Below are 16,201 nucleotides of genomic sequence, written 5' to 3' on the forward strand. Positions count from 1 at the left end.
ATGGAGTAAATGATTCAGATTGATCAGAAATCCGTCGGGGCGCCGCCTTCGGCTTTGCGCCGCGCGACGAAGGCATCGATTTCCTCACGGATAGCGGGATCGATATGTGGCTCCTCATAGATCGCCAGTCGCTCCTTCCAGACACGGTTCGTGCGCTGTATCGCTGTCGGAGAGCCGTGTTCAACCCATGTCTCGAAATTGCGCCAGTCAGAGACGATGGGTGGATAGAAAGCCGTCTTGTAACGAGCCTGGGTATGCGGCGTGCCGAAGAAGTGACCGCCAGGTCCTACATCGCGGATGGCGTCGATCGCCAGCGCTTCTTCAGAGAAATCGAGCGGTGTCAGAAACTCAGCGATCATTTGCAACAGATCGATGTCGAGAATGGTTTTCTCATAAGAACAGGTGAGGCCGCCTTCCAGCCAACCGGCGGCGTGCTTGATGAAGTTGCCGCCGCCCTGGACGCAGCCCCACAGCGAAAACACGCTTTCATAAGCTGCCTGTGCATCGAGTGTATTAGCGGCGCAAACATTCGACGTGCGGTAGGGAATTTTGTAGCGGCGGGCCAGTTGGCCGCCGATGAGTTGCGCCTTCATATATTCCGGGGTTCCGAACGCCGGCGCGCCTGACTTCATGTCGACATTGGACGTGAAGCCCCCATAGCCCACCGGCGCGCCTTTCCTCACCATCTGTGCGAAGGCGATGCCGGCGAGCGCTTCGGCATTCTGCTGAACCAGCGCGCCAGCTACCGTTACCGGCGCCATTGCTCCCGCGAGAGTAAAGGGCGTGACTATGACAGCTTGCCCGTGCGATGCCATCTGGATGATCCCTTCCATCATCGGGATATCGAGTTTTAGCGGCGAGTTGGTGTTGATGATGGTCAGAAGCGAGGGCTCTTCGACGAATTGTTCCATCGCCACGCCACGCCCGATGCGGGCGATTTCAATACCGTCCAGATTTCGTTCGCGGCCCAGAGAATAGGCGTGGAAGACTTTGTCGGTCAGGATCACGAAGTCGCGCAAACACTCCAGATGGCGAATCGACGGATGAAGGTCGACCGGTTCGACCGGATAACCACCAGTGACATGAAGAATATTGTGCATCTGGCCAAGCTTCACCAGATTGCGAAAGTCCATCTGGTTGCCGGGGCGCCGTCCGTGGTCAGCATCGGAGCAGTTCGGCGCCGACGCCATCTGCGCGAAAATGATGTTGTCGCCACCCAGTCGAACATTATGCGCCGGATTGCGGGCATGCAGTGTGAATTCGGACGGCGCATGCGCAATCAAGTCAAGTACCATATCGGCATCGAAGCGCACGCGTTCTCTACCATCGCGGACGTCGGCGCCGTGCGCTTTCATGATGCGCCGGGCCTCATCGTGCAGGACGTCGACGCCGATCTCCTTCAGCACGCGCAATGAGGCTAGGTGGATCGATTCGAGTTGATCGTCGGAAATCAGCTTGGTTGGCTGGAACGGCAATCTGGGTTGGCGAAAGGCAGGTTGCTCGAATGCCGCGCGATCATGCGAACGCTTGCCGGCCCGACCGCCGCGCCGTACATGCTCGGCCGCCGAGGCCGGTTTGTCGGGAGGAAGCTCTGCATTCATGTCTGTTCCTGTGCCTCGAGTGTTGCGCCGGCATAATGAACCTGAGTTGATGCGACCAATGCGGAGGCTACGACCCGTAGGACGAAGGAAACGACATGACTGCTGGGCTTTCCGCATACTGGTAATTGCTCGCGCCATGTCTGTGCCCACTGTCGAGCGGGCCATGATTGCGGACTGGGAAGGAGGGTAAATTGAGTTTTTGTGACGTGGCCGTCGTCGGTTTGGGCGCGATGGGAAGTGCCGCACTGTTCCATCTTGCGCGGCGTGGCGTGCGAGCCATCGGAATCGAGCGTTTTGAGATCGGGCATGAGCGTGGCTCCTCGCATGGCGAATCGCGCGCCATCCGGCTCGGTTATTTCGAACACCCTTCCTATGTGCCGCTGGCTCGAAAGGCCTATGAGAACTGGCGCGCACTGGAGACGCTAACCAACGAAACAATACTTACCGTCACCGGTATTCTGGAAATGGGTAAGCCGGGCAGCATGATCGTGAAAGGTTCGCTGGCGGCAAGCCGCCTGCATGGTCTGCCGCATGAGGCCTTGGATGCGCGGGCGATCGAAAAGCGGTTCCCGCAGTTTCACCTGCCGGACGGCTACAGCGGTGTATGGCAGCCGGACGGCGGTTTCCTGCAACCCGAGAAGGCCAATGCGCTGCATGTTAAATTGGCACAAGCGACAGGTGCGCGCGTGGTGATGAACAACCCCGTGCTTGCCATTGAATCGAACGCGACGTCCGTTCGCATTATCACGGAGCAAGGAACTTTCGAGGCCGGATCGGTGATTGTCTCAACCGGTGCCTGGGTCGGAGAGTTCGTGCCGCAACTCAAGCCCGTACTGACGCTGACACGGCAGGTTCTGTGCTGGTTTGAGGCGCGCGACCCAGCCGATGTGGCGCTCGGCAGCCTCCCGGTTTTCATCATCGACGGCGCCGATGGCGAGGTTGGTTACGGATTCCCGCAGTTTACCGCGTCCGGTTTCAAGTGCGCCTTTCACAACGATAGCGGCGTCCTTGCTGATGCCGCAAGCGCCACACAGGATGCCGGTCCGGCTGACGAGGCGCGCATGCGCCGTTTTCTGGAGCGGTATTTGCCGGCAGCGGCGGGACCGCTGAAAAAGATGCGGACCTGCATCTATACCAAAACGCCGGACGAGGATTTCATCATCGACCTGTTGCCAGCCGATCCGCGCATCGTAGTGGCTTCTCCCTGTTCCGGCCACGGGTACAAGTTTGCCAGCGTGATCGGAGAGGCGCTGGCCGATCTTGCGACGGAGCGCATGACTGCGCATGACCTGTCGCGTTTCACTATTGAGCGCTTCGCAAGCTAAGTGCGCATCGGTTCAGGCGAGGGCCTTCGATTGGTCCTGGCCCCGTACGAGATTGCTTTTGGCAAATGGCCCTGATCCTGTTGCGGCATGAGCGAACAGAGCCATGAATCGAGACCCGTCTCCTGGATGGTTATTGCGGGCGTCATTGCGACGGTCTCGGTGTTCGCCATTGCGCAGGGTCTGACCTATCCGCTGCTGTCCTTCATTCTGCACCGGCAGGGCGTTGCACCGGCGCTGATCGGCCTGTCAGCCGCGATGACGCCGATCGGCTTCATCTTGTCGTCGCTCCTGGTGCCATGGCTAGCGCGGCGCTTCGGAGCTGGGCGCACCGCGCTCGCTTGCGCCGTTCTTTCGGCGGTGATGCTGGTGGCGATCGGCTGGACCTACAATCTTTATGCCTGGTTTCCACTGCGCTTCCTGATGGGCATGGTGACGAACCCGCTCTACGTGCTGAGCGAGGTTTGGATCATCGCGCTGGCGCCGCCCGCAAGACGTGGTCGCATCGTGGGCATCTATTCCACCTCGACTTCGGCTGGCTTTGCTTCGGGTCCCCTCTGCCTGCTTTTCGTCGGCGCGGAAGGTTGGCCGCCTTTTTTGATTGGCATCTGTGCTTTCGTTATCTGCGGCGCGGTGCTCGCCTCGGTGGTGCACCGCTTGCCGCAGGTGCACAAGTCCGACCCGAAAGTGTCGGTCCTGGGCTTCATTCCGCTCGCCCGGCTGTTGCTTTTCGCTGTGGTGGTGGCAGCGGGTTTCGAGCAGACAGTGCTTGCCTTGATGCCGGTCTATGGTGCGTATTTCGGTATCACGGAGGGGCGGGTTTCGGCGCTGCTGTCGGTTCTTGTTGCCGGCAATATCGCCATGCAGGTGCCGCTCGGCCTGTTGGCGGAGCGAATGGGAGCCCGCATTGTTCGGCTGGGCTGCGCGATTTTGACTGCGCTTGGTTGCCTGCTCCTGCCGTACTTGATGGAAACACTGCTGGTGTGGCCTTTGGTCTTCGTCTGGGGCGCCGTGTCCTTCGGCATCTACACCATGACGATCATTGAACTCGGCGAGCGCTTCTCCGGCCCGGCGCTGCTTGCCGGCAACGCGGCTTTCGCCATGACATGGGGCGTCGGCGGTGTTGCCTTGCCGCCGCTGACCGGCGCCGCGATGGAGCTTTTTGGAGCACCGGGCCTGCCGCTGGTGATGGGTGCGATGTGCGTGGCGCTGGTGCTTGCCAGCATCGTGCGGCGCCCCGGCTTGAATGGCCGCACGCCTTCCGGCTAGATTGGCGCATGGTTTTTCCGCAAGTCGATCGCAGCAGGTTCGATGTTGCCGTGACGCCTTCGCCGCGTACGCGCCACGCCGAACTTTTGCGGCTGTGCGCACGCATTGGTTATTCGCCGCCGCCGCTCACCTGAAATCCGCACCGGCGCTTGCCGGATCGATTCAGGAAAGAGGATCAAATCCATGACTTATCAGAACTATTCGCTGAAGCAGCTTCAGCATATCGATGCGGCGCATCACCTGCATCCCTTCACCGACCACAAGGAATTGCGGGCGGCCGGCTCGCGTATCATCACACGCGCCGAAGGCCCGTTCATCTATGATCTTGAAGGTGCCGAGATTCTCGACGGTATGGCCGGTCTATGGTGCGTCAATGTCGGCTATGGCCGCGATGAACTCGCGGATGCCGCTTACAGGCAGATGAAGGAATTACCCTACTACAATTCGTTCTTCAAATGCTCGACGCCGACGCCGGTGCTCTTGTCCAAGCGGTTGGCCGAAATCGCACCAAAGGGCATCGACCAGGTATTTTATGGATCTTCCGGTTCGGAAGCCAACGATACGGCGCTGAGGCTGGTGCGTCACTACTGGGCGCTGGAAGGCAAGCCGGAGAAGAACCGCATCATTTCGCGCCAGAACGCCTATCACGGCTCGACCGTGGCCGGCACGTCGTTGGGCGGCATGGAGCCGATGCATCAGCAACTTGGCGGTGCCGTTCCCAACATTGTGCATGTGATGATGCCTTATGCCTATGAACTAGCGTTACCGGGTGAGAGCGATCATGATTTCGGCCTGCGCGCCGCCAGGGCCGTTGAGGACGCCATTCTCGAAGCCGGCGCGGACAAGGTTGCGGCTTTTATCGGCGAGCCGGTCATGGGTGCGGGCGGGGTGAAGATCCCGCCGGCGAGTTACTGGCCGGAAGTGGAGCGCATCTGTCGCAAATATGACGTCCTGCTGATGCTGGACGAAGTTATCACCGGTTACGGCCGCACGGGCGAATGGTTTGCCGCGACGACCTATGGCATTTCGCCCGACACCATCACTACAGCCAAAGCGTTGACGTCAGGCTATCAGCCGCTTTCGGCGCTGCTGGTCGGCGACCGGATCGCCAGGACGCTGGTGGAAAAATCCGGCGAATTCAATCACGGTTACACCTATTCGGGGCATCCGGTTGCTTGTGCGGTAGCGTTGGCGAATCTCGATATTATCGAGAAGGAAGGGCTGGTCGAGAGAGTGAAGACCGACACTGGTCCCTATTTTGCGCAGGCCCTGCAGGAACAGATTGCCGGTAAAGGGCTTGTCGGGGAGGTGCGTTCCGTCGGGCTGATGGGAGCGATCGAGATCGTCAAGGACAAGGCTACGAAGGAGCGCTTCGAGGGCAATGGTAAAGCGGCTGTCGTGGTGCGCGATCATGCCATTGCAAATGGCATGATGCTGCGGGCAACCGGCGACACGATGATCCTGTCGCCGCCGTTGATCTGGACGCGCGCCACTATCGACATGGCCTGCGAGCGCATCGCCAAGGCGCTCGATCTTGCCGAAGCCGATTTACGGGCCATGTGACCCGGTTGCGGCCGACAACGGAAAAGCCGCGCTCTCCAGGAGCGCGGCTTTGCCAGATACGCATGGCGCTTCGCGACGACAAACCTGCGAAACTTGGCTGCTCCGGTACGCGAGACCTGATCCGGAGCGCTCAGCGGACTGCGACTTCCGCCTCGCGTTCCGTTCTACAGGCACATCGTTACCGCGTGGTTAGCGAGAGCTTAATCAAACCTAAATTTTGAAGTTTTTATCCATCGCGTTTTAGAACATGGTAATAAATACTGATATTTACGCCGAATGACCGCGCAGGAATCCGATAATGCCGGAGAAGTCCACGCCACCATTGCCCTGCTGGTTGAACAGATTGTAAAGTTGGGCCGCTTCTGCGCCGAGCGGTGTGGCCGCGCCGGCTGCCTGTGCCGCCTCTTGGGCAAGCTTCAAATCCTTCAGCATCAGAGCTGCCGCGAAGCCTGGCTTATAATCTTTGTTGGCAGGCGAGTTCGGCACCGGCCCCGGCACCGGGCAATAGCTCGTCAGTGACCAGCATTGGCCGGAGGCGGTGGAGGCGACATCGAACAGCGCCTGATGTGACAGGCCGAGCTTTTCGGCGAGCACGAAGGCTTCCGAAACGCCGATCATGGAAATGCCAAGGATCATGTTGTTGCAAATCTTGGCGGCCTGTCCGGCGCCATCATCGCCGCAATGTACGATGCGACCGGCCATGGGTTCGAGAATCGGCTCGGCGCGAGCGAAGGCGTCCTTGCGGCCGCCGGCCATGAAGGTCAGCGACCCGGCCGCAGCGCCGCCGGTGCCACCGGAAACCGGCGCGTCGATCGAGGCATGGCCGTGTTTCTGGGCGATGGCGTGCGCCTTGCGCGCCGATTCGACGTCGATGGTCGATGAATCGATAAACAGGGTGGCCTTTTTCGCTTTTGCGGCAATGTCCTCATAAACCGAAAGCACATGTTTTCCGGCTGGCAGCATTGTGATGACGGTTTCGGCCTCTTTCACGGCTGCTCCTGCGTCGGCCATGATGGTGACGCCGTGCTCCTTTGCGACGGCAAGATTCTCCGGCATGAGGTCGAAGCCGAGCACCGTATGGCCGGCCTTGACGAGATTGGCGGCCATCGGGTTGCCCATATTACCGAGGCCAATGAAAGCGATGGTGGTCATTGCTATTTTCCTATCAGATGCCGCGCGACGATGACGCGCATGATCTCGTTGGTGCCTTCCAGGATCTGGTGAACGCGCAGGTCTCGCACCAGCTTCTCGATGCCGTAATCGTGCAGGTAGCCGTAACCGCCGAACAGTTGCAGCGCCTGATTGGCGACCTCGAAGCCGGTGTCGGTGACGAAGCGCTTGGCCATGGCTGACCATTTGGAGGCATCGGGAGCTTTGACATCTAGCTTCGAAGCCGCCGCATAGAGAAAGATGCGTGCCGCCTGAAGTTCCGTTTCCATATCGGCCAGCCGGAATTGCAATGCCTGGAACTGGTCGATGGTCTTGCCGAAGGCTTTCCGCTCGCTGGTATAGGCCAGCGCCTTTTCCAGCGCCGAGTGCGCGCCGCCGAGCGAGCAGGCGGCGATGTTGAGGCGGCCGCCATCAAGGCCGGCCATGGCGATGGAGAAACCCGCACCTTCCGTCGAGAGCAGGTTTTCTGCCGGCACCATGCAATCCTCGAAGATCACTTGGCGGGTGGATTGCAGGTGCCAGCCCATCTTGTGCTCGAGCGCGCCGAAGCCGAGGCCGGGCGCATCCTTGGGCACGACAAAGGTGGAAATGCCCTTCGGGCCATCGGCGCCGGTTCGCGCCATGACGACATAAACATCGCTGTCGCCGGCGCCGGAGATGAATTGCTTGGCGCCGTTCAGCACATAATCCCCACCGCTGCGCACGGCCTTGGTCTTCAGCGCGGCGGCATCCGAGCCGGAACCTGGTTCGGTCAGGCAATAGCTTGCCAGCCATTCCATCGACGTCAGCTTAGGCAAGAAGCGCTGGCGCTGCTCCTCATTGCCGAAGCGGTCGACCATTGAGGCCGCCATATTGTGAATGGAGATGAAAGAAGAAAAGGCCGGGCAGGCTTTAGCCAGCGCCTCGAAGATCAGCACTGCGTCCAGCCGGCCGAGCGCGGAGCCTCCGACATCCTCGCGGACATAGATGCCACCGAGGCCGAGCGGCCCTGTCTCGCGGATGACATCGCTGGGGAAATGCCGGTTGCGGTCCCAGTCAAGCGCGTTGGGCGCGACACGCTCGGCCGCGAAAGCGCCGGCCATGGCCTGGATCGCGCGCTGGTCTTCGTTGAGTTCGAACTGGCCGCCGGCCGCTTGCACAACGCTGTCCATGGCCTTCTCCCGAATGTCGTTTTTGGCTATGCGCGAAAATCAATCTAGACCAATGATGCGCCCGCGCAACCCGACGATGAGCGCAGCCGCTGTGCGTGGATTGGTGTTCGGCGACGGGTATGGCTGCAAATTTTGGTGATCAGTGAGGTCAGGTGAATGGCGCGTGCAATCATGCTGCAAGGCACGGGGTCCGATGTCGGCAAGACGGTGCTGGTGGCCGGGCTTTGCCGGGCTGCGGCGAGGCGGGGGCTGAAAGTTCGGCCGTTCAAGCCGCAAAACATGTCTAACAATGCGGCGGTTGCGGATTTGCCGGGAGAGGCGGGGGGCGGCGAGATCGGTCGGGCGCAGTGGCTCCAGGCTGTTGCGTGCGGTGTTGAGCCAACGGTCCACATGAACCCGGTCCTGCTCAAGCCCCAGACCGATATTGGCGCGCAGGTGGTGGTGCAAGGCAAGGTCATAGGCGAGGCGCAGGCGCGCGATTACCAGACTCTCAAGGGCCAACTGATGGATGCTGTACTCGATTCATGGCAGCAGGTCGGCGAGGGTGCCGACCTCGTCATCGTCGAGGGTGCGGGTTCACCCGCGGAGATCAATTTGCGGGCGCGCGACGTCGCCAATATGGGCTTCGCCACGCGCGCCAAGGTGCCGGTGGTTCTTGTCGGCGATATCGATCGGGGTGGCGTCATCGCTTCGATTGCGGGGACGCATCTGATCCTGCCGGAAGAAGACAGGCAAATGATTGTCGGCATTCTGATCAACAAATTCCGTGGTGACGTTTCGCTGTTCGACGACGGGATCGCCGCAATCGAGAAATTCACCGGCTGGCAATGCTTTGGTGTCGTGCCGTGGCTGAAATCGGCGGCGCGGCTGCCTTCGGAGGATTCGGTGGTGCTGGAGCGGCTGGCTTCCGGCGAGAAGCGTGCGTTGAAGGTGGCGGTGCCGATGCTGTCGCGCATCGCCAATTTCGACGATCTCGATCCGCTCAAAGCGGAGCCGCAAATCGAAGTCGTGTTCGTGCCGCCCGGCAAACCGTTACCGCCGGATGCCGGACTGGTTGTTCTTCCCGGCTCGAAATCCACCATAGGCGATCTCCTCATGCTGCGCGAAAACGGCTGGGACGGCGACCTTGCCGCACATCGGCGGCGCGGCGGTCACATTGTCGGCATTTGCGGCGGTTTTCAGATGCTCGGCCGCCGCGTGCGTGACCCACAGGGAATTGAAGGTGGCGTCACCGAAACGGAGGGGCTTTGTTTGCTCGATGTGGAGACGATCATGGAACCGGAGAAAACCGTGCGCAATGTCGAGGCGCGCTCAGCGGCGTTCGACGTGCCTTTGTCCGGTTATGAAATCCATCTTGGTCGCACGACCGGGCCGGATTGCCGGCGTCCCGTCGCGCTGATCGAGGGTATCGAGGATGGTGCGACGTCTGCCGATGGAAAGGTGTTCGGCACCTATCTGCACGGAATTTTCGGTGCGGACCGATTTCGAGCGATGTTCCTCAAGGGGCTCGGCATCACTGAAGCGGGCACCAGTTACCGTGCCGAGGTTGAAAAAGCCTTGGACGAGATTGCGGTCGAACTGGAGCGCCACCTCGACTGCGATGCGATCTTCGCTGCGGCCCGGTAATGCCGGTTACATACCGACCAGGACGCGCAATGGATTCGCGGGATCGGAGAGAAGTTTCATTGCCAGCGCTACACACATCAGAACCAGAAGCGGTTTGATCAGGTTCGCGCCGTTGCGGATGGCCAGTAGCGCGCCGGTGCGCGCGCCAAGGAACTGCGCTGCGCCCATCAGCAGGCCGATCTTCCAGTAGATCACCCCGACAACCGCGAACACGGCAAATCCGCCAAGATTGGAGGCGAAATTGAGCAACTTGGTGTGCGCGGTCGCCTTGAGAACGCCGAAGCCTGCAAGCGTGACAAAAGCCAACATATAGAACGAGCCCGCGCCGGGGCCGAAAAGGCCGTCATAGAAACCGACCAGCGGTGCCATTGTCAGGCCGAACAACACCGGAGACATGCGCTCGGTCCTGTCCACGTCGTTCATATTCGGCTTGAAGGCAAAAAACAGCGCAATCAGGATGAGCACGATCGGCAGTGCCGCACTCAACCATGCGCCGGGTATCACGGTCGCGGCCAATGCACCCAGTGCACTGCCCAGGAAGGCCATCACGGCGGACCGAATCTGGCGGCGCGGCTCGACCTGTCCCTTGGAAGCATAGGTCAGGGTGGCCGAGGCGGAACCGAACAGGCCCTGAATTTTGTTGGTGCCGAGAGCTTCGACCGGCGAGAGGCCTGCAAGCAGCAGGGCAGGGACGGTAATCAGCCCTCCGCCACCGGCAATCGAATCGACGAAGCCGGCGATGAAGGAAGCCACGGCCAGCATCGTGACGGTCTGGAGTGCGAGGTCGAACATGATGAGCCGGGAGCAGGGCGAAGGATGCCCTGCTTCGACCACAGCGGCCACGATTGCACAATGCCGATTTCAAGATAATGATATGCTTTCGCTGGAGAAGTAGCCCATGGCCATTGCCCTGCTGGATCAGATGCTTGCTCTTTTCGAGGGCGATCCGGGCGTGCGCAAGGTGGCGGACGATCCCGCACTTTCGGCCGAACTCCTGATGCTGTTTCGCATGATCCTGGCCGATGGCACGGTCAGCGAAAGTGAGATGGATGCGTTCAGGCGCATTTGTCTGGAATCCTTTGATATTCCCGAAACCAGTATTGACGATGTGATCGAGTATCTGAACGATTTTGGTTATGAGACCGATGGAGTTCAGGCGATCGCAGTTTTTCGGGATCTCAGCATGGATCGACGCAGGTTGCTCGCCCGCCATATGGCCGAGATTGCAAGAGCAGACCGGCATCTTGCCGAGAACGAGGTGCGCTTGTTGCGTCGTACACTGGAAGTACTCGGCATCAGCCCTGTGTCGGCGGTGGACGAGCAACAATAGATCACTTTTTACGGGCGGGGCGCTCACCCTTGCTCTTGCAATTTTCTCGCCAAGGCTCGATGCAAATCGGGAGCGGCGGCCACGAGCGCCTGAGCGGCTTCGGATTGGGGATGGTCGAGTATCTCCTTGGTCGCGCCTCGTTCCACGATCCGCCCTGCGTGCATGACCATGACGTCGTCGGTGATGGCGCGGGCGACTGTGAGATCATGGGTGATGAACAGATAGGCAATGCCCAGCCTGCTGTTCAAATCGGCCAAGAGGTCGAGGATTTGCGCGCGGATCGATACATCCAGGGCAGAGACGGGTTCGTCCGCAACCACCAGCTTCGGGCGCGTGATAATGGCGCGGGCGATGGACAGGCGCTGGCGTTGGCCACCCGAGAATTCGTGCGGGTATTTATCCAGGTCGGAAGGGATGAGCCCGACCTCGGCAAGTGCGTCCTCTGCCATATTACGACGCTCGGTGCGCGACGGCGCTTTTTCCAGAAGGTGCAACGGTTCGGTGACGAGCCTTTCCACCTTCTGGCGCGGGTCGAAGGAGCCATAGGGGTCCTGAAACACTGCCTGCATGCCACGGCGGGCCAGTTTCAATTCGTGCTCTCGCTTGTCGGTAATGGTTTCATCACGAAACCGGATGGTTCCGGCACTTGGACGATCAAGCGCCAGGATCATTCGCGCCAGGGTGGACTTGCCGCAACCGGAGCGACCAACCAATGCCGTCGATTGGCCGGCGAGCATTGAAAAGGAGACATTATCCACTGCGCGAAGGGGTTCTCCATGCCGCAACCATGCGGTGCGTGAGCCTGGATAGTCGCGGGTCAGTGATTCCACGACAAGCAAGGGCGTGTGGTTCTTCTCCTGTGCAGGAGAGACAGGCCGTTGCGGCACATGCATGGAGGCCTGGGCCAGTTGCCGTGTGTAGGGATGGCGTTGCCTGGAGAGGGTCTCAGCCGTCTTGCCGGCTTCCAGCACTTCTCCACGGCGCAGAATGGTGATGCGGTCGGTCATTTCAGTGACGACGGCGAGATCGTGCGAGATCAGTAGCAAGCCCATGCGGTTTTCAGTAACGAGATCGCGCAGCAGATCGAGGATTTGCACCTGCAGGACCACGTCGAGCGCCGTGGTTGGTTCATCGGCGATCAGCAATTTGGGTTTGAGCGCGCAGGCGATGGCGATCACAACGCGCTGGCGCTGACCACCCGACAATTCGTGCGGATAGCGCGAGAGCGGAAATTTTTCCGCGGGCAGACCGACGCGGTCGAGCATGATGCGCGCCTGCTCTTCTGCTTCGGCGCGGCTTGCCCTGTTGTGCCAGCGTATGCCTTCCGCCACCTGCTCACCGATGGTCTTCAGCGGGTTCAACGCGGTCATCGGCTCCTGAAACACCATGCCGACCTCTTTGCCACGCAAGAGGCACATGCGTTCCTCGTCGGTGGCGAGTATATCGATGCCGCCCAGCGTCACGCGGCCCGTGGTGTGGGCGCCAAAAGGCAGCAATTGCATGATGGTGAGTGCCGTCAAGGACTTGCCGGAGCCGGATTCACCGACAAGCCCCATGATCTCGCCCGGCGCTACGGAAATATCTATGTCCTTCAAGATCGGCTGGTCACCGATGTTCAGCGACAGGTTGTCGATTTCAAGCAGGCTCATTGCCGTCGCCTTGATCTCGGATCGAGGATATCGGCGAGCCCGTCGCCGAGCAGATTGAACCCAAGCACGGTTATGGCAATGGCCATGCCCGGAAACATGGCCATCCATGGCGCGACTGTCATGCGCGTCTGGGCGTCGAACAGCATGCGGCCCCAACTTGGCATGGGCGGCTGCGCGCCGAGCCCGACATAGGACAGACCTGCTTCAGCCAAGATGCCAAGTGCGAACTGGATGGAGCCCTGCACCAGAAGCAGGGTGGCGATGTTGGGCAAGATATGCTCGATCGTGATCAGTATCTTGCCTTTCCCGGCAGTACGGGCGGCAAGGATGAATTCGCGCGGCCAGATGGAGAGCGCGCCCGCTCGGGCGACACGCGCGAAAACCGGAATGTTGAAAATGCCAATGGCAATAATTGCGTTGAGCGCACCCGGTCCGAAAACTGCGGTAATCATGATTGCCGAAAGCAGGGCTGGAAAGGCAAAGACCAGATCGTTCAGGCGCATGACCGCCTCGTCCAACATGCCGCCGCGTGCCGCCGCAAGGCAGCCAAGTGGCACCCCTATGCCCATGCCTATGCCTACCGCCACCAGTGCGACGGCGATGGAGTTGCGTGCGCCCACCATGATCATGGACAGGATATCGCGGCCGAAATGATCGGTTCCGAACCAATGCGCCAGAGAAGGCGGCCGTGTTCTGTCGGCGATAACGAGCCTGGTTACGTCATAGGGCGTCCAGACATAGGAAATCAAAGCCACGGCCGCGACAGCCACGGCTATCACCAGACCGATCACGAACGAACGGTTGGAAAGCGCCCTGCGCAGCAGGGAAGCCGACCTATCGCCAAGCAAGGAAGCATGGAGTGTCATGGCCGCCCCCTGAGGCGCGGATCGACAAGAGCATAGGACAGATCAACCAGAAGATTGACGACAATGACAATGGCGACCAGCAGCATGACGACACTTTTCACCACGATCAGATCGCGCTGGTTGATGGCCTGGAACACCAATCGGCCGAGGCCAGGAAGATAGAACACGTTCTCAATGATGATGGTTCCGGCAAGCAGGAAGGCGAATTGCAGCCCCATGATGGTCAGCACGGGGATCATGGCGTTGCGCAAGGCATGTCGCCACAGAACGGCGCGGCGCGGTATGCCCTTGGCGCGCGCGGTGCGGATGTAATCCTCTGACAGCACTTCGATCAGCGCAGAGCGCGCGACACGCGCCAGGATTGCAGCCTGCGGCAGAGCGAGGGCTAACGCTGGTAGCGCCAACGATTTAAGGGCAAGGCCGATGCCGGCATCCCATCCGGGAAAGCCGCCGGCTGGCACCCAATGCAGCCAGACCGCGAACAGGTAAATCAGAAGTAGGGCGAACCAGAAATTCGGAACGGCAACGCCGAGTTGCGCCGTGCCCATGGCGATGGTGTCGCCGGTACCGCCTCGCCGGCTTGCCGAATAGAGGCCGACGGGGATGGCGATGATCGTGGAGAGCGCCAGCGCAATCAGTGCCAGCGGCAGCGAGACGGCCATGCGTTCGGCCACCAGATCGATGACCGGGACCGAATAAGTGTAAGACTGCCCGAAATCGAGCTTCAGCAGGCCCCCCGTCCAATGCAGATAGCGCAACAACAGAGGTGCATCGAGCCCCATCTGGTGACGCAGTTGCGCGACCTGTTCGGCGCTGGCATTCATACCCAGCATAATGCGTGCAGGATCGCCCGGCACGATTTCCAACATGGTGAAGACGACGATGGAAGCCAGCACCAGGGTCACTATGGCGATGGCAATGCGCCGAGCGGGGTAAGCTATCATGAGCTGACTTACTCTCCCCACAGGGGGAAAGCCTAATCCGTCCATTTCACCTTGGTGAGATCGTTGGCCTGGATGGGCGCGTTTTTCCAGAAGCCCTGAAGATGCTTGTTCCAGACGCCGACTTTGGGCAGTTCGAACAGAAAACCGACCACGGCGTCGTCGGCCAGTATCTTTTGTGCTTTTTCCAGCAATTCGTCGCGCCTCGTTTCATCGGCGGTCAGGTTCAACTCATTGATACCCTTGTTGAACTCCGGGTTCTGGTAATTGAAATAATAATCCCTGCGCGAATAGATATCGATGTCGTTCGGCTCGGTATGGGATACGATGGTCAAGTCGTAATCCTTCTTGGTAAAGACCTGATCGAGCCATTGCGCCCATTCCATCGGGATGATCTCAAGGTCGATGCCGACATCGCGCAATTGCGACGCGACGATCTCGCCGCCGAGGCGAGCATAGTCGGGCGGCGGCAGCTTCAGTGTCGCCTTGAAGCCATCTGGCATACCGGCTTCCTTGAGCAGTTCTTTGGCTTTGGCGACATCATGCGGATATTCGCCGGTCAGATCGAGATAGGCTTTACTGGACGGCGACATGTGTGAGCCGATCGGTACGCCAAGACCGCCTGATGCGCCCTCGATGATCGCCTGACGGTCGAGTGCGTAGGAGATGGCCTGGCGCACCTTGAGATCGTCCAAGGGCTTTTTTTTGTTGTTCATGGCAAGGATCGTCTCGCCTTCGGTCGAGCCGACCTCAACTTGCAGATTTGGATCATCCTGAAGTTGGGAAACGGCATCGGGCGGGAAGAAGGGAAACGCCTGGACATCGCCGGAAAGCATTGCCGGAACGGCGGCGGCGGGATCGGGGATGATGCGAAATTGCACCTTGTCGAGGAACACCGGGTCGCCCCAATAGTGATCCGATTTCACCAATGTGATCGAAGAGCCCTTGGCCCAGTTCTGGAATTTGAACGGGCCGGTTCCGATCGGCCTCTGCTTGTTGGTAGCGGCCGATTCCGGCGCCACCATCACCGCGTCGCCCCAACCCATATTGTAGAGGAAGGCGCCTTGGGGATGCTTCAGCGTGATCTTTACCGTGGCGGGATCCACGATTTCGACCGTATCGATTGCCGCGAACAATTGCTTTTGTGCGTTGACCGAATTGGTCGCGCGGGCACGGTCGAGCGAAAATTTGACGTCGCTCGCATCAAAGTCGGTACCATCATGGAATTTCACGCCGCTGTGCAGCTTGAAGATGTAGACTTTTCCGTCATCTGAAATCGTCCAGCTTTCGGCAAGATCCGGCAATACCTCGCCGTCAGGACCGATGCGGGTCAGCCCCTCGAAGACGTTGGCGTAGAGAACTTCGTCTATGGCCGCGGCTGCGCCGGCGGTGGGATCGAGATGCGGGGGTTCGAGCGTCACTCCGAGCACGAGATCGGTCCGTACGGCAAAGGCTGACGTGGTCCCTGAAACGCCAATTGCCAGGGCCAGAGCGCCAGCGGCCAAAAGGGCCTTTAACAGTCCCATCGTCAACTCCCGTTTCCCGGACTCGGCGGATAGAAACCCGAAATGGCTATTGAGTAAACCGGCTTGTGGCCGCGCTATGACGAACTGAAGGCGGTTCTTCAACCTGAACATAATCGTCAGCCCAGCCGCGCAAGAGATATTCAGGCCGATTCCTGATCGTAGCTGGCGAAATGACATGATCAGACTC

Annotated in this window: 14 protein-coding genes; 5 read left to right on the forward strand and 9 right to left on the reverse strand. The window is 60.0% G+C overall.

What is annotated here, in order from left to right; all coding sequences use genetic code 11:
* Positions 1 to 23: 23 nt before the first annotated feature.
* Positions 24 to 1,601: a trimethylamine methyltransferase family protein gene (locus BFN67_RS01275; protein WP_080917762.1), complete on the reverse strand. Its 1,578-nt coding sequence runs from the start codon at positions 1,599 to 1,601 to the stop codon at positions 24 to 26.
* Between the two features lie 191 nt (positions 1,602 to 1,792).
* On the opposite strand from BFN67_RS01275, the gene solA reads away from it, so the two are divergent.
* Positions 1,793 to 2,926, forward strand: coding sequence for an N-methyl-L-tryptophan oxidase (solA, locus tag BFN67_RS01280; RefSeq protein ID WP_139788971.1), 1,134 nt, complete (start codon positions 1,793 to 1,795; stop codon positions 2,924 to 2,926).
* A gap of 87 nt (positions 2,927 to 3,013) precedes the next feature.
* A complete protein-coding gene (locus BFN67_RS01285) occupies positions 3,014 to 4,192 on the forward strand; it encodes an MFS transporter (protein ID WP_080917763.1) in 1,179 nt (392 codons plus the stop codon).
* Here BFN67_RS01285 and BFN67_RS24620 read toward each other — a convergent pair.
* Positions 4,189 to 4,377 carry a hypothetical protein gene (locus tag BFN67_RS24620; protein ID WP_204842110.1) on the reverse strand — a complete coding sequence of 63 codons (189 nt, stop codon included), beginning with the start codon at positions 4,375 to 4,377 and terminating at the stop codon, positions 4,189 to 4,191. The genes BFN67_RS01285 and BFN67_RS24620 overlap by 4 nt on opposite strands.
* Between BFN67_RS24620 and BFN67_RS01290 the strand changes: the two genes are divergently transcribed.
* Complete coding sequence (locus BFN67_RS01290) at positions 4,376 to 5,755, forward strand: aspartate aminotransferase family protein (protein WP_080917764.1); 1,380 nt, start codon at positions 4,376 to 4,378, stop codon at positions 5,753 to 5,755. The two genes, BFN67_RS24620 and BFN67_RS01290, sit on opposite strands and share 2 nt — an antisense overlap.
* Before the next feature lie 267 nt (positions 5,756 to 6,022).
* Here BFN67_RS01290 and mmsB read toward each other — a convergent pair whose 3' ends face one another.
* Together mmsB and BFN67_RS01300 are read right to left on the reverse strand one after the other, a co-directional pair.
* Positions 6,023 to 6,907 carry a 3-hydroxyisobutyrate dehydrogenase gene (gene mmsB / locus BFN67_RS01295; RefSeq protein WP_080917765.1) on the reverse strand — a complete coding sequence of 295 codons (885 nt, stop codon included), beginning with the start codon at positions 6,905 to 6,907 and terminating at the stop codon, positions 6,023 to 6,025.
* Between the two features lie 2 nt (positions 6,908 to 6,909).
* Complete coding sequence (locus tag BFN67_RS01300; protein ID WP_080917766.1) at positions 6,910 to 8,076, reverse strand: isobutyryl-CoA dehydrogenase; 1,167 nt, start codon at positions 8,074 to 8,076, stop codon at positions 6,910 to 6,912.
* A 156-nt stretch (positions 8,077 to 8,232) separates the two neighbouring features.
* On the opposite strand from BFN67_RS01300, the gene BFN67_RS01305 reads away from it, so the two are divergent.
* On the forward strand, positions 8,233 to 9,702 hold the full coding sequence (locus tag BFN67_RS01305) for a cobyric acid synthase (protein WP_080917767.1): 1,470 nt from the start codon (positions 8,233 to 8,235) through the stop codon (positions 9,700 to 9,702).
* 6 nt (positions 9,703 to 9,708) lie between these two features.
* Here BFN67_RS01305 and BFN67_RS01310 read toward each other — a convergent pair whose 3' ends face one another.
* Positions 9,709 to 10,494, reverse strand: a complete 786-nt coding sequence (locus tag BFN67_RS01310) for a TSUP family transporter (protein WP_080917768.1) — start codon at positions 10,492 to 10,494, stop codon at positions 9,709 to 9,711.
* A 106-nt stretch (positions 10,495 to 10,600) separates the two neighbouring features.
* Between BFN67_RS01310 and BFN67_RS01315 the strand changes: the two genes are divergently transcribed.
* Positions 10,601 to 11,032 (forward strand): tellurite resistance TerB family protein, encoded by a 432-nt coding sequence (locus tag BFN67_RS01315; RefSeq protein WP_080917769.1) that lies wholly within the window; start codon positions 10,601 to 10,603, stop codon positions 11,030 to 11,032.
* Positions 11,033 to 11,055: 23 nt separating this feature from the next.
* Here the strand turns inward: BFN67_RS01315 and BFN67_RS01320 are convergent, their stop codons facing one another.
* From BFN67_RS01320 to BFN67_RS01335, 4 genes are read right to left on the reverse strand one after another with little or no spacing between them, the layout of a single operon-like run.
* Positions 11,056 to 12,681: an ABC transporter ATP-binding protein gene (locus BFN67_RS01320; protein WP_080917770.1), complete on the reverse strand. Its 1,626-nt coding sequence runs from the start codon at positions 12,679 to 12,681 to the stop codon at positions 11,056 to 11,058.
* Entirely contained in the window at positions 12,678 to 13,547 is an 870-nt protein-coding gene (locus BFN67_RS01325; RefSeq protein ID WP_080917771.1) for an ABC transporter permease, read from the reverse strand. The genes BFN67_RS01320 and BFN67_RS01325 overlap by 4 nt, the downstream gene beginning before the upstream one ends.
* Complete coding sequence (locus BFN67_RS01330; protein WP_080917772.1) at positions 13,544 to 14,491, reverse strand: ABC transporter permease; 948 nt, start codon at positions 14,489 to 14,491, stop codon at positions 13,544 to 13,546. Before BFN67_RS01330 ends, BFN67_RS01325 begins: the two co-directional genes overlap by 4 nt.
* 32 nt (positions 14,492 to 14,523) lie before the next feature.
* Positions 14,524 to 16,014, reverse strand: a complete 1,491-nt coding sequence (locus BFN67_RS01335) for an ABC transporter substrate-binding protein (protein WP_080917773.1) — start codon at positions 16,012 to 16,014, stop codon at positions 14,524 to 14,526.
* Between the last annotated feature and the right edge of the window lie 187 nt (positions 16,015 to 16,201).

This window comes from Manganibacter manganicus (assembly GCF_002075885.1).
In the GTDB taxonomy this organism is placed as follows: domain Bacteria; phylum Pseudomonadota; class Alphaproteobacteria; order Rhizobiales; family Rhizobiaceae; genus Mesorhizobium; species Mesorhizobium manganicum.

Excerpts from the sequence above, each read along its gene's own strand:
- BFN67_RS01325 (WP_080917771.1), bottom strand. The coding sequence starts at position 13,547 with ATGACACTCCATGCTTCCTTGCTTGGCGATAGGTCGGCTTCCCTGCTG.
- BFN67_RS01310 (WP_080917768.1), bottom strand. The coding sequence starts at position 10,494 with ATGTTCGACCTCGCACTCCAGACCGTCACGATGCTGGCCGTGGCTTCC.
- mmsB (WP_080917765.1), bottom strand. The coding sequence starts at position 6,907 with ATGACCACCATCGCTTTCATTGGCCTCGGTAATATGGGCAACCCGATG.
- BFN67_RS01290 (WP_080917764.1), top strand. The coding sequence starts at position 4,376 with ATGACTTATCAGAACTATTCGCTGAAGCAGCTTCAGCATATCGATGCG.
- BFN67_RS01315 (WP_080917769.1), top strand. The coding sequence starts at position 10,601 with ATGGCCATTGCCCTGCTGGATCAGATGCTTGCTCTTTTCGAGGGCGAT.
- BFN67_RS01275 (WP_080917762.1), bottom strand. The coding sequence starts at position 1,601 with ATGAATGCAGAGCTTCCTCCCGACAAACCGGCCTCGGCGGCCGAGCAT.
- BFN67_RS01285 (WP_080917763.1), top strand. The coding sequence starts at position 3,014 with ATGAGCGAACAGAGCCATGAATCGAGACCCGTCTCCTGGATGGTTATT.
- BFN67_RS01330 (WP_080917772.1), bottom strand. The coding sequence starts at position 14,491 with ATGATAGCTTACCCCGCTCGGCGCATTGCCATCGCCATAGTGACCCTG.
- BFN67_RS01305 (WP_080917767.1), top strand. The coding sequence starts at position 8,233 with ATGGCGCGTGCAATCATGCTGCAAGGCACGGGGTCCGATGTCGGCAAG.
- BFN67_RS01300 (WP_080917766.1), bottom strand. The coding sequence starts at position 8,076 with ATGGACAGCGTTGTGCAAGCGGCCGGCGGCCAGTTCGAACTCAACGAA.
- BFN67_RS01335 (WP_080917773.1), bottom strand. The coding sequence starts at position 16,014 with ATGGGACTGTTAAAGGCCCTTTTGGCCGCTGGCGCTCTGGCCCTGGCA.
- BFN67_RS01320 (WP_080917770.1), bottom strand. The coding sequence starts at position 12,681 with ATGAGCCTGCTTGAAATCGACAACCTGTCGCTGAACATCGGTGACCAG.
- BFN67_RS24620 (WP_204842110.1), bottom strand. The coding sequence starts at position 4,377 with ATGGATTTGATCCTCTTTCCTGAATCGATCCGGCAAGCGCCGGTGCGG.